Below are 17,688 nucleotides of genomic sequence, written 5' to 3'. Positions count from 1 at the left end.
AAGCCTTATCGCCGCGCCGCGGCCCGGTAAACCGCCAGGCGGTCCCGCTTTCCCACAGCGATGACAATGATCACCACGCGCTGGTCCTGGACTTCGTAGACCAGCCGGTAGCCGGCGCTGCGCAGCTTGATCTTGTAGCGATCATGCGCACCATGCAATTTCGCCGACGGGACCCTCGGTTGATTGCGGCGTTCCTTGAGCTTCTTGCGGAACTGCTCTCGGGTATTCGCGTCGAGCGCCTTCCACTCCTTCAACGCAGTGGTGAGGAACTCGACCTCATACTTCATCGAGATCGACGCGGATGCGCGGCTCGTCCTTTCGGGCGTCCGCAATCGCGTTCAGTTCGAAATCCTCCATCCGCTCCATCATCGCCTCGAAGACCTCGGCAGGGATGCAATAGAAGGCCGGCTGGTTGTGATTGAGAATCGCCACGGGAAATCCGTCGCCTGCTGCAACGGTTCCCATGGGATTTCGTTTCAGTTCCGAAACGCTGGCGGTGACCTCCGCGAGAACACGATGCGGCATGTTTATGGCTCCACTAATCATACGATAAATAGCACTCAAAAAAGCACTATTCAAGATTTCGGCCGACGAAACAGCAGCCAATCCTCATTTGTGGACGACCGCGTGTCCGACCCCGTCCTTCCCTGACAAGGGGTTGCATCGCCAGCCACATTATGCCTCTTAGCGCCCCGTACAGGGGCACGTATGAAGACCATCAAGGATTTTCCAAGAGAAGTCGTCGAATTCCCCGATCTCGGGATCGTCATGCCGGACGGCTGCCGGCTTTCGGCACGGGTGTGGATGCCGAAGGACGCGACGGACAAGCCGGTCCCTGCGATCCTGGAACATCTGCCCTATCGCAAGCGTGACGGCACGACGGCGCGCGACAATCTCACCCATCCCTATTTTGCCGGAAACGGCTACGCCTCGATCCGCGTCGACATGCGCGGCAACGGCGATTCCGAAGGCCTGATGGCGGACGAATACACGCCGCAGGAATTGCAGGACGCCTGCGACGTCATCGCCTGGGTGGCGGCCCAGCCCTGGTGCAACGGCAATGTCGGCATGATGGGCATTTCCTGGGGCGGCTTCAATTCGCTTCAGGTGGCGGCGCTGCAGCCGCCGGCGCTGAAGGCCATCATCACGCTGTGCTCGACCGACGACCGCTACGCCGACGACATTCACTACAAGGGCGGGCTGCTGCTTAACGAGAACCAGGGGTGGGGCGCGACCATGTTCTCCTACTCCTCGCGCCCTCCGGATCCGGCGCTCGTCGGTGAGAAGTGGCGCGAAATGTGGCTCGACCGGCTGGAAAACGAGCCGTTTTTCCCGGCCATCTGGCTGTCCCATCAGACCCGCGACGCCTATTGGAAACACGGCTCGATCTGCGAGGATTATGCGCAAGTCAAGGCCGCCACGCTCGCCATTGGCGGCTGGGGCGACGGCTACAAGAACGCCGTTTCGCGTATCGTCGGCAATCTCAAGGCACCGGCAAAGGGCATCGTCGGACCCTGGATTCACAAATATCCGCATTTCGCCGTACCGCAGCCGGCAATCGGCTTCCTGCAGGAAGCGCTGCGCTGGTGGGACCACTGGCTGAAGGACGAACCGACGGGCGTCGAGGACGACCCGGCAATGCGGCTTTACCTGATGGATTCCGTGCCGCCGCGCGAATGGTACGACGAACGGCCCGGCCGCTGGATCGCCGAGGCGCAATGGCCCTCGCCCGCGATCCCGACCAGGCAGTTCCATCTCGGCCGCGACGGCACGCTTGGCGACAGCGCGGTCGGCGACCTCGCCGTCGAGATCGCATCGCGGCAGGATTGCGGCGTTGCCGGCGGCGAGTATTGCGCCATCTGGGCCGGCCCCGACCTGCCGGGCGACCAGCGCGTCGACGACGAGAAATCGGCCTGTTTCGACACTGCGCCCCTCGACGAGGCCTTCGACATTGTCGGCGGAGCGGTCATCCGGCTGAAGCTTTCAGCCGATCGGCCCCAGGCCATGGTCGCCGTGCGCCTGTGCGACGTGCAGCCCGACGGCGGCTCGACACGCATCACCTACGGCGTTCTCAATCTCGCCCATCGCGAAAGCCACGAGTTTCCGCAGCCCGTCGCACCGGGCGAGGTGATGGAGATCACGCTCAAGCTCGACGACGTCGCCTATTCGATCAAGCCCGGCCATCGCCTGCGGGTGGCCGTTTCATCGACCTATTGGCCGATGGTGTGGTCGGCGCCCGAGCCGGTGATGCTGACGCTGCACGAGGGCGCGCTCGATCTCCCCGTGCGGCCGGCCGGCGCCGGCGACGAATGGACGTTCAAGGAACCGGAAGGCGCAACGCCCTGGGCGACGGAGACATTGCGCAAACCGTCCAACAGCCGACAAGTCGAACGCGACGCCGAAACCGGCCGCGTCACCTTGCGGATCGAAGACGATTTCGGCGAGCTTCGCGATCTCGATCACGGCCTGGCAAACGGCAGCGTGGCGCGCGAGACATGGTCGATCCATCCTGACAATCCGCTGTCGGCGCAGGGCGAAACGCATTGGACCGAAACGCTCGCCCGCGGCGACTGGAGCGTGCGCACCGAGACGTTCACACGCATGACGTCGGAGCGCCATACATTCCATTTGACCGGGCGCGTCGAAGCCTATGAGGGCGATACGCTTGTCTTTGAAAGAGATTTTGTCGAGGAGATTCAACGCAACCATATCTGATCGCCCCGCCCTGGTGCACTCCAGCGACACCGATTACGCCAAGAAATGTCGCATGGGGCCTTGCCGCAGTCGCGACAATAGCGCCAATATTCCTGACAAAAGAGGCCCGATAGCGGGTCCGAGGGGCAACACATTCAAGAGTGAGGAACAACCTTCATGTCCAAAGAACTCGAATTCCTGAGCCGCCGCGTCGCACTCGGCAAGATGAACCGACGCGATTTCCTGGGCCGCGCCGCAGCGCTCGGCGTCACATCGACCTTCGCCAGCACTTTGCTCGGCAGCGCGGCCAGGGCGGCCGGGCCGCAAAAGGGCGGCTTTCTCAAGGCCGGAATGCAGGGCGGCGAAGCGACCAACAGCCTTGATCCGGCGAGCTTCCTCAGCCAGGTGTCCTTCAGCTTCGGCAAGTGCTGGGGCGAGACGCTTGTCGAATTGACCCCAGACGGCGGATACGAGAACCGCATCGCCGAGGAAATCGGCGCGTCCGACGACGCCAAGACCTGGACCTTCAAGATCCGCAAGGACGTGGAGTTCCACAACGGCAAGACGGTGACGCCCGAGGATGTTCTGGCAACGCTGGAGCGCCACTCCGACGAGGCGTCGAAATCCGGCGCGCTTGGTGTCATGCAGGGCATCGACACCATGAAGGCGAGTGGCGACGAGGTCATTGTCGAACTCAAGGAGCCGAATGCCGACCTGCCCTATCTGATGGCCGACTACCATCTCATCATCCAGCCGAATGGCGGCAAGGACGATCCGACTGCCGGCATCAGCGCCGGCCCCTACAAGGTCAGCGTCAACGAGCCCGGCGTGCGCCAGGGCGGCGAGCGCTTCGCCAATTACTGGCAGGGCGACAAGATGGGCCATGCCGATCAGATCGAGATCATCGTCATCAACGACGCGACCGCGCGCACATCCGCCCTGCAGGGCGGCCAGGTGCACATGATCAACCGCGTCGAGCCGAAGATCGTCGATCTCGTCAAGCGCGTGCCCGGCGTCACGATCCGCAACGTCTCCGGCCGCGGCCATTACGTCTTCATCATGCATTGCAACACCGCGCCGTTCGACAACAACGATCTGCGGCTGGCGCTCAAATATGCAATGGACCGCGAGGGGATGGTCGAGACGATCCTTCGCGGCTACGGCTCGATCGGCAACGATTTCCCGATCAACGCGGCCTATCCGCTGTTTTCCGACGACATCGAACAGCGTCCGTTCGACACCGACAAGGCGGCCTTCCACTTCAAGAAGTCCGGCCATGAAGGCCCGGTCCTGCTCAGAACCTCCGACGTCGCCTTCCCCGGCGCCGTCGATGCCGCCCAGCTCTACCAGCAGAGCTGCGCCAAGGCCGGCATCACCATCGAGGTCAAACGCGAGCCTGGCGACGGCTACTGGTCGGAAGTGTGGAACAAGCAGCCCTTCTCGACCTCCTATTGGGGCGGCCGGGCGACGCAGGACCAGATGTATTCGACGGCCTATCTGTCGAATGCCGACTGGAACGACACGCGCTTCTTCAACGAGGTTTTCGACAAGCTGATCCTCGCCGCGCGCGGAGAGCTCGACGAGGCCAAGCGCAAGCAGATGTATCGCGATGCGGCACTGATGGTGCGCGACGATGGCGGGCTGATCCTGCCGATGTTCAACGACTTCATCGACGCCACCGGCGCCAAGGTGGAAGGCTGGGAAAACCACCCGGCGCAGGAGATGATGAACGGACATGCACTGGTGAAGTGCTGGTTGACGGCCTGAGGGGCCGTTGATCCATGGATTCACCGATCCTCAGGCTCATTGCCCAGCGCGTTGCGCTGGGCATCCTGCTTCTCTTTGCGGTCTCGGTCCTGATCTTCGTCGGCACCCAGATCCTGCCCGGCGACGTGGCCCAGTCCATCCTCGGCAACCAGGCAACGCCGCAGGCGCTCGCCAATCTGCGCGAGGAGCTCGGCCTCAACGACCCGGCCTACATACGCTATTTCAAGTGGCTCGGCGGCATTCTGACCGGCGACCTCGGCACCGCGCTGACCAGCGGCCAGGACATCGCTACCTCGCTCGGCGGCCGGCTGCAGAACACGCTGTTTCTCGCCTTCTGGGCGGCGGTCGTCTCGATCCCTTTGGCGGTCTCGCTGGGCCTGATCGCGGTGCGCTACCGCAACGGCCCCGTCGACAAGGCGATCTCGGGCTTCGCACTGGCCTCGACCTCGCTGCCGGAATTCTTCATCGGCTACCTGCTCGTCTATTTCTTCGCCGTGAAACTGCAATGGTTTCCGGGCATCTCGACGGTCTATGACGGCATGCCGTTTCTCGATCGCATGAAGGCGATCGCCCTGCCGGCGACGGCGCTGACGCTGGTCGTGCTGGCGCACATGATGCGCATGACACGTGCGGCGATCCTCAATGTCATGCAGTCGGCCTATATCGAGACGGCGGAACTGAAGGGCCTGTCGGCCTTCGACATCATCCGCAAGCATGCCTTCCCCAATGCCATCGCGCCGATCATCAATGTGGTCATGCTCAATCTGGCCTTCCTCGTCGTCGGCGTCGTGGTGGTGGAAGTCATCTTCGTCTATCCCGGCATGGGGCAGTATCTGGTCGACCACGTGGCCAAGCGTGACGTGCCGGTGGTGCAGGCGGTCGGCCTCATCTTCGCCGCCGTTTACATCAGCCTCAACATCATCGCCGACATCGCGGCGATCGTCGCCAATCCGCGGCTCAGGCATCCGAAATAGGGGGCGATGATGCTTGATCTCAAACATATCCCGATTGGCGCGCTGATCGGCCTCGTTCTCACCGCGCTGTTCGCCTTCGTCGCCATCTTCGCGCCCCTGCTCGCTCCGCACGGCATGGGCGAGATCGTCGGCGACGTCTGGGAACCGATGTCGGCCCAGCATTGGCTGGGAACGGACAATCTCGGCCGCGATCTTCTTTCGCGCATGATCTTCGGCGCCCGCACCACGGTCTTCATCGCCGTCATGGCAACGGCGCTGTCCTTCTCGCTCGGTGCGATCCTCGGCTTCACCGCCGCGGTCGTCGGCGGCTGGTTCGACATGGTGATGTCGCGCTTCGTCGATCTCTTGATGTCCATTCCCACCCTGATCTTCGGTCTGGTGGTGCTTTCGGTGCTGCCGTCCACCATCCTGGTTCTCATCGTCGTGATGGGCATTCTGGACTCCACGCGCGTCTACCGCCTGTCACGCGCCGTCGCCGTCGACATCAACGTCATGGATTTCGTCGAAGCGGCAAAGCTGCGCGGCGAAGGGCGCACGTGGATCATCTTCCGCGAAATCCTGCCCAACGCGCTGTCGCCGCTCATATCGGAGCTCGGCCTGCGCTTCATCTATGCGGTGCTTTTTCTCTCGGCGCTCTCCTTTCTCGGCCTCGGCGTGCAACCGCCCGACGCCGACTGGGGCGGCATGGTGAAGGAGAACAAGGAGGGCATCGTCTTCGGCATTCCCGCCGCCCTCATACCGGCGGCCGCGATCGCGGCGCTGGCGATCTCCGTCAACCTGGTCGCCGACTGGGTCTTGAACCGCACGACCGATCTCAAGGGAGGCCGCGGTAATGGCTGATCATGAAACGCGCCCCGATGGCGCCGCCGCGGCTCTGCTCGACATTCGAGACCTGAAGATCGAGGCGACGGTCTATCCGCCCGGCGAGGATCCGCACGACGTCACCATCGTCGATGGTGTCTCGCTGATGCTGGAAAAGGGCAAGGTGCTCGGGTTGATCGGGGAATCCGGCGCCGGCAAGTCGACCATCGGGCTCTCCCCGATGGGCTACGGACGCGGCGGCGTGCGGATCACCGGCGGCCAGGTCCTCGTCAACGGCCGCGACATTTTGAAGGTCGGCACGCGCGGTCTGCGCAAGCTGCGCGGGCGCGAGGTCTGCTATGTCGCGCAGTCGGCCGCGGCCGCCTTCAACCCGGCGCACAAGCTCATGGACCAGGTCGTGGAATCGGCCCTGCAGCACGGCGTCGCCACGCGTGCGGAAGCCGAGGAAAAGGCGGTCGCGCTTTTCCGCAAACTCAGCCTGCCCGACCCCGAATCGATCGGCTCGCGTTATCCCCACCAGGTCTCGGGCGGTCAGCTTCAGCGCGTCATGACGGCCATGGCTCTGTGCCCCGAACCGGACTTGATCGTCTTCGACGAGCCGACGACGGCCCTCGACGTGACGACGCAGATCGACGTGCTGGCGGCGATCAAGGACGCCATCCGCGACACCGGCGTGGCCGCACTCTACATCACCCACGACCTGGCGGTCGTGGCGCAGGTGTCCGACGAGATCATGGTGCTGCGCCACGGCAAGACGGTCGAAAGCGGCAAGACGGAGCAGATCATCCATGCGCCGCGCGAGGACTATACGCGCCAGCTCGTCTCGGTGCGCGAGATCGTGCACAAGGAAAAGGAGCAGAGCGGCGCGCCGGTTCTGTCGGTCAATAATGTGACGGCGTCCTATTCCGGCGACGTGGATGTCCTGAAGAACATTTCCGTCGACATCTATCCCGGCCAGACGCTGGCCGTGGTCGGCGAATCCGGCTCCGGCAAGTCGACCCTGGCGCGTGCCATCACGGGGCTTTTGCCGCCGCGCGAAGGCAATGTCATGTTTGCCGGACGTGCCCTTTCCCCTCGCCTGGCCGAGCGCACCAAGGACGACCTGCGCGAACTGCAGATGATCTACCAGATGGCCGACGTGGCGATGAACCCGCGCCAGACGGTGGGAACCATCATCGGCCGGCCGCTGGAATTCTATTTCGGCATGCGCGGCGCCGAGCGCGACAAGCGCGTGGCCGAACTGCTCGACAAGATCGAGATGGGCGAGGGTTTTCTCGACCGCTACCCGGCCGAGCTCTCCGGCGGCCAGAAGCAGCGCGTATGCATTGCCCGTGCGCTGGCGGCGCGGCCGAACCTGATCATCTGCGACGAGGTGACAAGCGCGCTCGATCCGCTGGTGGCCAACGGCATCCTGAAGCTGCTCCTGGAACTGCAGGCGCAGGAAGAGGTCGCCTATCTCTTCATCACCCACGACCTGGCGACGGTGCGCTCGATCGCCGATTCGATCGCGGTCATGTATCGCGGCGAGGTGGTGCGCTACGGCCCCAAGTCGCAAGTGCTCAAGCCGCCCTTCGACGACTATACCGACCTTCTCCTGTCCTCCGTTCCCGAAATGGAAATCGGCTGGCTGGAAAAGGCGATCGCCGGGCGCAAGATGGAAAGCGCGGGCAATTGAGTCCCGATTAGCCGACCACGATCTTGCATCCCATGCCACGCCCTCTCGCCAGCAAGCAAGAGCGAGTGCGCGCACCCTCAGTTCTCCGCAATTGACCGCCGAAATTCATGCCCCTGTCCGCAAAACTTCTCCTCATCGTTCTCGACGGCGTGCCGTGGCGCAACTGGCGCCGCCTGATGGGCAATCTCGAGGGCTGGGTGCAGTCGGGCGAGGCGCGCGTGTGGAAGATGCGCTCCGTCCTGCCGTCCATGTCGGCCTGCTGCTACGCCTCCATCCACACCGGCGTGCCGCCGCAGGTGCACCGCATCCTGTCGAACGAACAGCGCTTTCGGGTCGCCCAGCCCGACATCTTTTCCGAAGTGACCAGGGCGGGCGGAACGACCGGCGCCGTCACCCATTCCTATTGGTCGGAATTCTTCAACCGCCATCCCTTCGACATGGTGCGCGACATCGAATATGACGAGCCGGGCGGGCCGATCACGCATGGTCGCTTTCACACCATGACCGGCTATGGTCATGCCAACCAGATGACTCCGTCCGACGTCGACCTCTTCGCCACGCTCACACGGCTGGCGCTGCGCGACGCCATCGATTACGGCATCCTGCACACCTGCACGCTGGATTCCATGGGACACCGCTTCGGCCATGATTGTATCGAGATGGATCATGCCGTCGCCGTCATGGACACCATGCTCGCCGCCTTCCTGCCGCAATGGCGCGAAGCCGGCTACGAGGTCATCGTCACGGCCGATCACGGCCAGACCGAGCGCGGCCATCATGGCGGGCGCGAGGACGCGCAGCAGGATTTCGCGCTTTATTATTTCGGTCCGGCAAAAGGGCCCGACCAGGATGTGCTTCTCGACCAGTTGCAGCTCGCGCCGACGATCCTGACGCGGCTCGGCGTGGCGGTGCCGGAGACGATGAAGGCAAAGCCGTTTCTCGAATAGGCGCTACTCTATCGCCCGAGCATCAGCGCCCAGAAATGATCGCCTGCGCCGTCCGTCGCATAGGCCAGACCGAACCGGTGGAGCCGCGGGTCGAGCATGTTGCGGCGATGTGGCGGCGAGTTGTTCCACATCGAAAATACGCGCCCGAGATCGGCCGTGCCGTGGGCGATGTTCTCGGCCGCCGGCCCGTTGACCCCGCCGGCCTTCATGCGCGAGCGGAAATCGCGCCCGAAACGGGTCGTGTGCTTCATGGAGGATGTCTCGGCCATATAGCGCGCCTGGGCCAGGGCCGCGCGCTCCAGCTGGCCGTCGGGCGACGCGGCAGACATGCCGTTGGCCCGCCTGATCTCGGCCAGATAGCCGGTTGCCCGCGACGACGCGCCGGCACTCGATGCCACCTTGCCCGTCGTGCCGCAGGCCGCCAGCGCGAGAAAAAGGGCGCCGAGGCCCGTCCACATCAATGTCCTGAAAATCATCCGGCGCAATCCCCCGGCCTATATGGCCGGTTCCCTCATGCGCCCCCCGCAAGTGGGTTCGACGGATTAGTCATGATTGCGGCAATTCTTGGGGCGGCGGGCAGGTTCATGCCTATACGTCCCCGATCAGTAGGGCCATTCTCCGTTCCCGAGCGCCCTCACCGCCGCGACGATGCGCTCGAAACTCACCGCCGCCCGCGCGACCGTGTGGCGTGCGCGCAGATAGCCATGGACCAGCCCCGTTTCCTCGAACCACACTGCCTTGCCGCCGGCCGCAAGCACCCTGTCGCGATAGTCTTGCCCATCGGAGGAAAGCGGGTCGCATTCAGCCGTGATAACAACAGAGGGCGGCAGGCGCGCGAAATCCGAATCGGCAAGCGGCGCATAGGTGGCGTCGCCGGCACTATCGGACCCACCGCTGCGCAGCCTGCCGTAGAATTCGAGGTCGCGCACCGTCAGCATCGGGGCGGCGGCATGGGTGACATAGGAGCCGGCGGACATGTCTCCGCCGAGCCCCGGATAGATCAGCACCTGGCCGACGGGGACACGCGCATGATCGCGCGCGCGATGCGCCACGGCAGCGGCCAGATTGCCGCCGGCGGAATCCCCGCACAGCAGGATCGGCCGGGCATCGCGGTCCGCTGCCCACCGATATGCGCGCATCGCATCGTCGAATGCAGCGGGATGGACGTGCTCGGGCACCAGGCGATAGTCGACCGCCACCACCTCGAACCCGGTGCGCTGGCAAAGCTCGGCGCACACGTCGTCATGGCTTTCGAGCCCGCCGAGGATGAAGCCGCCGCCGTGGAAATAGAGCACCACTGCGGAATGGCCGGCAGTCGCCGAGCGATAGATGCGGATCGTGATGTCATGCGCCGCCGTCTCGACCGCCGTCGTCTCGGCCGTCACGCTGTCGGGGTAGCCGGCAAAGAATTCGCGGCACATGCGGTCGTAGACCGCGCGCTGCTGGTCGATCGTATAGTCGGTCGTATCGGGCGGATAGAAAGCGTTCGTGCGGTCGATGAACGCCCAGGTCTCCGCATCGATGAGCTTGGAATAATCAGTCACCTGACCCTCCCCTCACGGGGGAAGGGGACCTTGCGCCCAGCCTTACTTCCCCTTCCACACCGGGTCCCTCTTCTCTGCAAACGCCCTGAAGCCTTCCATATTGTCTTCGGAGTCGTAAAGCGCATCGACCGTACGGAACTTGCGCTTGGTGATCCAGTTCATCGCCTCCTGGAAGCCCATCGCCTCCGCCTCGCGGGCCACCTCCTTGATGGCTGCGAAGACGAGCGGCGGCCCGCCGGCGAGAAGCCGGGCCACCTCCCAGACGCGCTCCTCGAGCTTTTCGGACGGCACAATCTCGTTGACCAGCCCCCAGCGAAGCGCCTCTTGGGCATCCATCCAGCGGCCGGTCAAAAGCATGTCCATGGCGACATGATAGGGAATGCGCTTCGGCAGCTTGATCGTCGCGGCATCGGCCAGCGTGCCAGCCTTGATCTCCGGCAGCGCGAAGGAGGCATGGTCGGCCGCATAGATCAGGTCGCAGGACAAGGCGAGTTCGAAACCGCCGCCGACCGCCATGCCGGAGACGGCCGCGATCACCGGCTTGTTCATGTCGATGAGCTCCTGCAGCCCGCCGAAACCGCCGACGCCATAATCGCCGTCGACCGCATCACCGGAGGCAGCCGCCTTCAGGTCCCAGCCGGCGGAGAAGAACTTTTCGCCCGCCGTCTTGACGATGGCGACGCGCAGTTGCGCGTCGTCGCGGAACGCCTTGAAGGTCTCGCCCATGGCACGCGAGGTGGCGAGGTCGATGGCATTGGCCTTCGGCCGGTCGAGCGTGACTTCCAGGATCCCGCCTTCGCGGCGGGTCTTGATCACATCGGACATTGAATTCTCCTTTGGCTGCGGGCGCACGCTCATCCCCGCCCTTCAGCGGAGACAGAGGCGAAAACCATCAGCGCGTCGGCAATCCACGCGCCCTGATCTTCGCCGCACACGATAAGCGGGTTGATGTCGAGTTCCGACAGGCGGTCGGCATGTTCGAGCGCGAAACCGGCAATGCCGGCAATGGCCTCGACGGCGGCTGCGATATCCGCCTTCGGCCGGCCGCGATAGCCGTCGAGCAGCGGGAACATCTTGAGCGAGCGAAGGCTTGCCTCGATCTGCGAGCGATCCGCCGGCAAAAGCACGGTCGCGCTGTCCTTGAGGAGTTCCACGAACACGCCGCCCGAGCCGAGCGTCATGACCGGACCGAAGAGCGGATCGCGGGTGATCCCGACAATCAGCTCGGCCACGCCGCCCTCGGCCATGCGCTCCACATAGAGGCCGTTGCCGAGACCTTCGAGCGCGTCTGCCGCCTGGCGCACCGACTCGGCGTCGGCGAGGTTCAGCTTCACCGCGTCATGTTCGGACTTGTGCGCCAGCCCGAGCGCCTTGAGCGCGACCGGAAAGCCGATGCGCTCGGCAGCCGCCGCGGCTTCCTCGGCATCGGCGGCGCGAAGACCGGGCGGCACCGCAAGGCCGGCACCGGCCAGCAGCGCCTTGGCCTCGGCTTCGTCCGGGGTGTTCGGCGCATCACCACCCGGACCTGCGGTCCGGCCTCCCCTCAAGTGGGAGGTGGGAGGGCGCTTCCACGCCTCGCCGATGAACGCCGCCGCCTCGGCCGCATCGATCGTCTCGGCAATGCCCATCAGCGGGACGATGCCGCGCTCCATCAGTCCGCCGAGATAATCTTCCGGCAGGTTTTCCGGCAGCGCGGCAACAATGGCGCCACGCGCGGCGTTGTCCTTCAACGCCCGTTCGTAGGCGCGGATCGTCGGCCACCAGTCGGCGTCCGAACAGCGGTCGCCGCGCGGGAAGTCCATCACCAGCATGTTGAGGTCGAAGCCGCCCGACACCATCGCCGAAAAGGTCGCCGTCATGGCCGGCTCGTCGTTCCAGATGAAGGTGTGATAGTCGAGCGGATTGGCCACCGCGACCAATGGCCCGAGCGTCGACTTGACCGACGCGCGGTGGGCCTCGCTCAGGCGCGGATAGTGGACGCGCCGGCCTTGTGCCGCGTCGGCCATGAGCGACGCCTCGCCGCCCGAACAGCTCATCGAGGAGAGCCTGTAGCCGCCGAGCGGCCCGCCGAGATGCAACAGCTTCAACGCCTCCATGAAGGACGGCATCGTGTCGAGCCGGGCAATGCCGAGCCGCTTGAGGAAGGCGTCCGAGGCCGCATCCGAGCCGGCCAGCGACGCCGTGTGCGAGATCGTCGCCTGACGTGCCTGCTCCGAGCGGCCGACCTTCATCGCCACGATGGGCTTGCCCAGTTCACGCGCCCGGGCGGCAAGCCGCTCGAAACCGGCCACCGAATCGAAGCCTTCGATATGCAACCCGAGCACCGAGACGCGCTCGTCCTCGATCAGGCCAAGCGCCATTTCCGACAGGCCCGTCTGCGCCTGGTTGCCGGCCGTCATCAGATAGGCGATCGGCAGGCCGCGCTTCTGCATCGTCATGTTGATGGCAATGTTGGAGGACTGGGTGATGATCGCGGCACCGCGTCCGCCCTCGTCCAGCCGCACACCGCCATGCTGGTCGGGCCACAAAAGCGCGCCGTCGGCATAGTTGATCAGCCCATAGCAATTGGGCCCGATGATCGGCATGTCGCCCGCCGCCGCAAGCAGTTCGCGCTGCAGCCGCTCGCCGTCGGCATCGTCGGCGCCGGCCTCCAGGAAGCCCGATGCAAAGCACACCGCGCCGCCGGCGCCGCGCTCGCGCAGCGCCTGGACGATCTCGACCGTCAGGTGCCGGTTGACGCCGATGAAGGCGGCATCCGGCGCGCCGGGCAGATCGGCGACCGAGCGATAGGCCTTGCGGCCGGCCACCTCGTCCTTCTTCGGATGGACGGGCCAGATATCGCCGGCAAAGCCCATTTTCTGCGACTGCTCGACGACATTGGCGGCATAGCCGCCGCCGAAGACGGCAATCGAGCGCGGGCGGAGAAGGCGTTCGAGGCGGTGCGGTCTGTCATGTCTGCGCATGCACACCCCCCTCTAGCCCCCCACCGCCCTCAGGAGCGCGCGGCTGATGATGTGGCGCTGGATCTCGCTGGTGCCTTCCCAGATGCGTTCCACGCGCGCGTCGCGCCATATGCGTTCCAGCGGCAGGTCGTCCATCAGCCCCATGCCGCCATGGATCTGGATCGCCTCGTCGGCGACGAAGGCGAGCATCTCGGTCGCCTTGAGCTTGGCCATGGCCATGTCGGCATCGGTGACGGTGCCCTGGTCGTATTTCCAGCCCCCTTCCCAGGTCATCAGTTCGGCCGCCTTCAGCTCCGTCGCCATGTCGGCGAGCTTGAAGGAGACGCCCTGGAACTTGCCGATCTGCTGGCCGAACTGGCTGCGCTCGGCCGCATAGTCGATGGCATGGGACAGCGCGCGCTCGGCCCGGCCGAGACAGGTGGCGGCCACCTGCAGGCGGGTCGCGCCGAGCCAGGAATTGGCGACCTCGAAGCCCTTGTCGACCTCGCCCAGGACCTGGGAATTCGGCAACCGGCAATCGTCGAATTCGAGCACCGAATTGGTGTAGCCGCGATGCGAGACGTTGCGGTAGCCATCGCGCACGGCAAAGCCCGGCGTTCCCTTGTCGACGAAAAATGCGGTGATTGTCTTGCGCTTGCCGCGCGGGCTGTCCTCCTCGCCGGTCGCCATGAAGACGATGGCGAAATCGGCGATGTCGGCGTGGCTGATGAAATGCTTGGTGCCGTTCAGGACCCAGTCGTCGCCGTCACGCACCGCGCTCGCCTTCATGCCGCGCAGGTCCGAGCCCGCGCCCGGCTCGGTCATGGCGAGACAGTCCCATTTCTCGCCGCGAATGCAGGGATAGAGATATTTTTCCTTCTGTTCGGCCGTACCGGCCAGCAGGATGTTCGACGGGCGCGCCACGCAGGTCCAGTGGAGCGCGTAGTTGGCGCGGCCGAGCTCCTTTTCGTAAAGCAGCCAGGTCAGCGTATCGAGCCCCGCCCCGCCGACCTCTTCTGGCATGTTGGCGGCATAGAGCCCCGCCTCGATCGCCTTGGCCTGCAATTCCTTGACGAGTTCCGGCCGCAGATGCCCGGTGCGCTCGACCTCCTGTTCATGCGGGTAGAGTTCGTTTTCGACGAAGGCGCGGGTGGTCTCGACGATGAGCCTTTGTTCTTCGGTCAGTTCGAAATTCATCACTCTTCCCCACTCTTCGCCTTCGTCTCGCCGAGGCGTTCGACGAAGTCCTTGTAGAGAGCGCCGGCGCCCCAGCCCTTGCCGTCGTTTTCCTTCGACAGCGCCTCCATCATGGCGACGAGATTATCGTCACGGATGCGTTCCAATTCGTGGATCGAAAGGCCCTTGGCCTGTTCGTCGGACTGGTCGGCGATCTTGTCGACCAGTTCGTCGGTCAGTTCCGGCACGTCCATAAGCTTGGTCCAGGGCCAGGAGAGACAGGGGCCGAACTGGGCCATGAAATGGCGCATTCCGGCTTCGCCGCCGGCAATCCGATAGGTCTGGAAAAGACCCATCTGCGCCCAGCGCAGGCCGAAGGAATAGCGCATGATGTCGTCGAGTTCCTCGACCGTGGTGACGTCGTCCTTGATCAGCCACAGCGCCTCGCGCCACACGGCCTCGAGCAGCCGGTCGCCGACGAAGGCCTCGATCTCCTTGCGGATGACGACCGGTTTCATGCCGATCGATGCATAGAGCGCGCGGGCCCGCTCGACCGCCTGGCCGGACGTTTGCTCGCCGCCGACGATCTCGACCAGCGGCAGGAGATAGACCGGGTTGAAGGGATGGGCGACGACGAGACGCTCGGGGCGCTGCATCGCGCTCTGCATGTCGCTTGCCTTGATGCCGGATGTCGACGAGCCGACAACGGCCTCGGCCGGAGCGTGTGCGTCGATCTCGGCCAGCACCTTGTGCTTGACCTCGAGACGCTCCGGCACGCTCTCCTGGATCAGATCGGCGCCGGCAACGGCTTCGGCGATCGTGGCCGCATAGGTGATGCGGCCTTCCTTCGGCAGGCCGTCGGGCGCCATGCGCCGATAGGCCCGGCGCGCGCCCTCCATCACCTCGCCGACCTTGCGGGCGGCTTGCGGGTCGGGATCGAAGATCGCGACATCGATGCCGTTGAGCGCCAGACGGGCTACCCATCCCGCGCCGATGACGCCGCCGCCGATCGCGGCGGCCTTGGTGATTGTGGTCATGAATGAGTCTTTCTTGCTTGAAGGGACAGGCGTCCTACGCCGCCACGGGCGCGCGCTTGGTCAGGTTGAGCTTCTTGCGCACCTCGTCCGGTCCGATCACGCGTGAGCCGAGATTCTCGACGATGGTCACGGCGCGCTCGACAAGCTGCGCGTTGGTCGCCAGCACGCCCTTTTCGAGCCACAGATTGTCTTCCAGCCCGACGCGCACATTGCCCCCGGCAAGCACGGCCGCGGCGACATAGGCCATCTGGTTGCGGCCCAGCGCGAAGGCCGACCAGTTCCACTCGGCGGGCACGTTGTTGACCATCGCCATGAAGGTGTTGAGGTCATCCGGCGCGCCCCACGGCACACCCATGCACAACTGCACCAGTGCGTCCGGCTTCAAGACACCTTCCGAGACGAGTTGCTTGGCCAACCACAGATGGCCGGTGTCGAAGGCCTCGATCTCCGGCTTGACGCCCATCTCGGTCATCATGCCGCCCATGGCGCGCAGCATGCCGGGCGTGTTGGTCATGACATAGTCGGCCTCGGCGAAATTCATCGTGCCGCAATCGAGCGTGCAGAGCTCCGGCAGGCACTGGCGCACATGCTCGACGCGCTCGGCCGCCCCGATCATGTCGGTGCCCGCCTCGTTGAGCGGCAAGGGGCTTACGGTCGAGCCGAACGTCACGTCGCCGCCCATACCGGCGGTCAGGTTGAGCACCACATCGACATCGGCCGCGCGGATGCGCTCCGTCACCTCGCGGTAAAGATGGATATCGCGGCGCGGCGCACCGGTTTCGGGATCGCGCACATGGCAATGGACGACCGCCGCGCCCGCCTTCGCCGCCTCAATGGCCGAATCGGCGATCTGTCTGGGCGAGCGGGGCACATGCGGGCTGCGATCCTGCGTGCCGCCGGATCCGGTAATGGCGCAGGTGATGAAGACGTCGCGGTTCGGAGCAAGCGGCATGGTCGTTCCTCTCGTTTCGATAGGGCCGATCTTTCGATGTCGGCGCTGTCATTTCGTTGGCGGATCATCGCGCGCCTTGCATCAAATTGCTTTGCGAATTACGAATTGTAATTGATGGAAAACGAAAAGCCGATCATCTTCCGCCCGGCAGAGGACCCGCTGCATCTCACATTTCTCGTCTTTTCCGGCTGTTCCATCATGTGCGTCGCCTCGGCTGTCGATCCGCTGCGTGCCGCCAATCGGGTCAGCAGCGCGCCGGCCTTCGAATGGACCGTCGTTTCGGTGGACGGGAAACCGCCCGTCACCACCTCGGGCCTGCCTGTCGCGGTTGACGGCACATTCGATCCCGATGCGGCCACCGATGTTCTGGTCATCGTCGGCGGCTTCGGCACGCGGCTCGCCGCAACGCCGGCGCTGGTGGCGGGCGTGCAGCGCGCGGCGCGCGCGGCAAGCGCCATAGGCGGCGTCGAAGCCGGGGGCTGGCTACTTGGCCGCGCCGGCCTGCTGGAGGGACGCGCGGCAACGACGCATTGGGAGGATCTGGAAGATTTCGCCGCCGCCTTTCCCGGTGCCGATGTCCGGCCGGACCGCTATGTGATCGACGGCCCGGTCTTCACCGCCGGCGGTGCGTCGCCGACCTTCGACCTGATGCTGCATCTGGTGCGCTCGCGCCTCGGCATGGCGGTGGCGCTCGACGTCGCCAGCGTCTTCATCTACGATCAGGCGCGCGCGGCGACCGACGCGCAACCGCTCGTCTCGCTCGGCCGGCTCGACGGCTTCGACCCGCGTCTTGCCCAGACCATCCGGCTGATGGAAAGCCATGTCGACCGGCCGCTGCCGATCTCGGCGATCGCCCGGCGTATAGGCGTGACCACCCGCACGCTGGAAAAGCTCTTTACCGGCGCCATCGGCGAGACGCCCGGCGCCTACTATCTTCGCCTGCGCCTCAACGCCGCGCGCCGGCTGGTGCTCGACACGACCGAGCCGATGGCCGACATCGCCGCACGCACCGGCTTTGGCTCGGCCGCCGCCTTCTCGCGTGCCTTTTCCAAGGCGTTCGGCCAAGCGCCGGCGAGGATGCGGCGGGGATGAGGTGGCGAACGATCATTGTCCACAACTCGCCTCAATGATATATATTACGGTATATACCAGCCTCGG

The 17,688-nt window shown here is 64.9% G+C and carries 16 protein-coding genes; 7 read left to right on the top strand and 9 right to left on the bottom strand.

The window, feature by feature from the left end; translation table 11 throughout:
• Positions 1-5 precede the first annotated feature (5 nt).
• Both GM909_RS07930 and GM909_RS07925 read right to left on the bottom strand, forming a co-directional pair.
• The gene (locus tag GM909_RS07930; protein ID WP_157015670.1) at positions 6-287 is read right to left on the bottom strand and encodes a type II toxin-antitoxin system RelE family toxin; all 282 of its coding nucleotides are present in this window, start codon (positions 285-287) and stop codon (positions 6-8) included.
• Positions 277-525 carry a type II toxin-antitoxin system Phd/YefM family antitoxin gene (locus GM909_RS07925; protein WP_157015669.1) on the bottom strand — a complete coding sequence of 83 codons (249 nt, stop codon included), beginning with the start codon at positions 523-525 and terminating at the stop codon, positions 277-279. Before GM909_RS07925 ends, GM909_RS07930 begins: the two co-directional genes overlap by 11 nt.
• Positions 526-708: 183 nt before the next feature.
• On the opposite strand from GM909_RS07925, the gene GM909_RS07920 reads away from it, so the two are divergent.
• From GM909_RS07920 to GM909_RS07895, 6 genes are all read left to right on the top strand, one after another.
• A complete protein-coding gene (locus GM909_RS07920; protein WP_157015668.1) occupies positions 709-2,715 on the top strand; it encodes a CocE/NonD family hydrolase in 2,007 nt (668 codons plus the stop codon).
• Positions 2,716-2,871: 156 nt separating this feature from the next.
• Positions 2,872-4,461, top strand: a complete 1,590-nt coding sequence (locus tag GM909_RS07915; RefSeq protein WP_157015667.1) for an ABC transporter substrate-binding protein — start codon at positions 2,872-2,874, stop codon at positions 4,459-4,461.
• Positions 4,462-4,475: 14 nt separating this feature from the next.
• Positions 4,476-5,435 carry an ABC transporter permease gene (locus GM909_RS07910; protein ID WP_157015666.1) on the top strand — a complete coding sequence of 320 codons (960 nt, stop codon included), beginning with the start codon at positions 4,476-4,478 and terminating at the stop codon, positions 5,433-5,435.
• Between the two features lie 9 nt (positions 5,436-5,444).
• A complete protein-coding gene (locus GM909_RS07905; RefSeq protein ID WP_157015665.1) occupies positions 5,445-6,275 on the top strand; it encodes an ABC transporter permease in 831 nt (276 codons plus the stop codon).
• Complete coding sequence (locus GM909_RS07900) at positions 6,268-7,932, top strand: ABC transporter ATP-binding protein (protein ID WP_157015664.1); 1,665 nt, start codon at positions 6,268-6,270, stop codon at positions 7,930-7,932. The genes GM909_RS07905 and GM909_RS07900 overlap by 8 nt, the downstream gene beginning before the upstream one ends.
• A 107-nt stretch (positions 7,933-8,039) precedes the next feature.
• Positions 8,040-8,879 (top strand): alkaline phosphatase family protein, encoded by an 840-nt coding sequence (locus GM909_RS07895; protein ID WP_157015663.1) that lies wholly within the window; start codon positions 8,040-8,042, stop codon positions 8,877-8,879.
• An 8-nt stretch (positions 8,880-8,887) separates the two neighbouring features.
• On the opposite strand, the gene GM909_RS07890 is transcribed toward GM909_RS07895, so the two are convergent.
• The 7 genes from GM909_RS07890 to GM909_RS07860 all read right to left on the bottom strand — a co-directional run bounded on the left by GM909_RS07890 (position 8,888) and on the right by GM909_RS07860 (position 16,530).
• The gene (locus GM909_RS07890; RefSeq protein WP_235911735.1) at positions 8,888-9,355 is read right to left on the bottom strand and encodes a CAP domain-containing protein; all 468 of its coding nucleotides are present in this window, start codon (positions 9,353-9,355) and stop codon (positions 8,888-8,890) included.
• A gap of 126 nt (positions 9,356-9,481) precedes the next feature.
• Positions 9,482-10,423: an alpha/beta hydrolase gene (locus GM909_RS07885; protein ID WP_157015662.1), complete on the bottom strand. Its 942-nt coding sequence runs from the start codon at positions 10,421-10,423 to the stop codon at positions 9,482-9,484.
• Between the two features lie 42 nt (positions 10,424-10,465).
• The gene (locus GM909_RS07880; protein WP_157015661.1) at positions 10,466-11,248 is read right to left on the bottom strand and encodes a carnitinyl-CoA dehydratase; all 783 of its coding nucleotides are present in this window, start codon (positions 11,246-11,248) and stop codon (positions 10,466-10,468) included.
• Between the two features lie 29 nt (positions 11,249-11,277).
• Positions 11,278-13,386, bottom strand: a complete 2,109-nt coding sequence (locus GM909_RS07875; protein ID WP_157015660.1) for an acetate--CoA ligase family protein — start codon at positions 13,384-13,386, stop codon at positions 11,278-11,280.
• A 12-nt stretch (positions 13,387-13,398) separates the two neighbouring features.
• The gene (locus GM909_RS07870) at positions 13,399-14,562 is read right to left on the bottom strand and encodes an acyl-CoA dehydrogenase family protein (protein ID WP_157015659.1); all 1,164 of its coding nucleotides are present in this window, start codon (positions 14,560-14,562) and stop codon (positions 13,399-13,401) included.
• A complete protein-coding gene (locus GM909_RS07865) occupies positions 14,562-15,578 on the bottom strand; it encodes a carnitine 3-dehydrogenase (protein WP_157015658.1) in 1,017 nt (338 codons plus the stop codon). The genes GM909_RS07870 and GM909_RS07865 overlap by 1 nt, the downstream gene beginning before the upstream one ends.
• Before the next feature lie 34 nt (positions 15,579-15,612).
• Positions 15,613-16,530, bottom strand: coding sequence for a BKACE family enzyme (locus GM909_RS07860; RefSeq protein WP_157015657.1), 918 nt, complete (start codon positions 16,528-16,530; stop codon positions 15,613-15,615).
• A gap of 111 nt (positions 16,531-16,641) precedes the next feature.
• On the opposite strand from GM909_RS07860, the gene GM909_RS07855 reads away from it, so the two are divergent.
• Positions 16,642-17,622, top strand: coding sequence for a GlxA family transcriptional regulator (locus GM909_RS07855; protein ID WP_157015656.1), 981 nt, complete (start codon positions 16,642-16,644; stop codon positions 17,620-17,622).
• Positions 17,623-17,688 lie beyond the last annotated feature (66 nt).

This window comes from Mesorhizobium xinjiangense (assembly GCF_009749525.1).
Taxonomy (GTDB): domain Bacteria; phylum Pseudomonadota; class Alphaproteobacteria; order Rhizobiales; family Rhizobiaceae; genus Mangrovimarina; species Mangrovimarina xinjiangensis.
Note: the sequence above shows the minus strand (reverse complement) of the source record. Positions and strands in the feature narration are given on the sequence as shown.

What these genes read in the sequence shown, in the direction of transcription:
- GM909_RS07860 (WP_157015657.1), bottom strand. Translation starts at nt 16,530, where the DNA reads ATGCCGCTTGCTCCGAACCGCGACGTCTTCATCACCTGCGCCATTACC.
- GM909_RS07920 (WP_157015668.1), top strand. Translation starts at nt 709, where the DNA reads ATGAAGACCATCAAGGATTTTCCAAGAGAAGTCGTCGAATTCCCCGAT.
- GM909_RS07865 (WP_157015658.1), bottom strand. Translation starts at nt 15,578, where the DNA reads ATGACCACAATCACCAAGGCCGCCGCGATCGGCGGCGGCGTCATCGGC.
- GM909_RS07900 (WP_157015664.1), top strand. Translation starts at nt 6,268, where the DNA reads ATGGCTGATCATGAAACGCGCCCCGATGGCGCCGCCGCGGCTCTGCTC.
- GM909_RS07895 (WP_157015663.1), top strand. Translation starts at nt 8,040, where the DNA reads ATGCCCCTGTCCGCAAAACTTCTCCTCATCGTTCTCGACGGCGTGCCG.
- GM909_RS07915 (WP_157015667.1), top strand. Translation starts at nt 2,872, where the DNA reads ATGTCCAAAGAACTCGAATTCCTGAGCCGCCGCGTCGCACTCGGCAAG.
- GM909_RS07905 (WP_157015665.1), top strand. Translation starts at nt 5,445, where the DNA reads ATGCTTGATCTCAAACATATCCCGATTGGCGCGCTGATCGGCCTCGTT.
- GM909_RS07910 (WP_157015666.1), top strand. Translation starts at nt 4,476, where the DNA reads ATGGATTCACCGATCCTCAGGCTCATTGCCCAGCGCGTTGCGCTGGGC.
- GM909_RS07880 (WP_157015661.1), bottom strand. Translation starts at nt 11,248, where the DNA reads ATGTCCGATGTGATCAAGACCCGCCGCGAAGGCGGGATCCTGGAAGTC.
- GM909_RS07870 (WP_157015659.1), bottom strand. Translation starts at nt 14,562, where the DNA reads ATGAATTTCGAACTGACCGAAGAACAAAGGCTCATCGTCGAGACCACC.
- GM909_RS07890 (WP_235911735.1), bottom strand. Translation starts at nt 9,355, where the DNA reads ATGATTTTCAGGACATTGATGTGGACGGGCCTCGGCGCCCTTTTTCTC.
- GM909_RS07875 (WP_157015660.1), bottom strand. Translation starts at nt 13,386, where the DNA reads ATGCGCAGACATGACAGACCGCACCGCCTCGAACGCCTTCTCCGCCCG.
- GM909_RS07930 (WP_157015670.1), bottom strand. Translation starts at nt 287, where the DNA reads ATGAAGTATGAGGTCGAGTTCCTCACCACTGCGTTGAAGGAGTGGAAG.
- GM909_RS07925 (WP_157015669.1), bottom strand. Translation starts at nt 525, where the DNA reads ATGCCGCATCGTGTTCTCGCGGAGGTCACCGCCAGCGTTTCGGAACTG.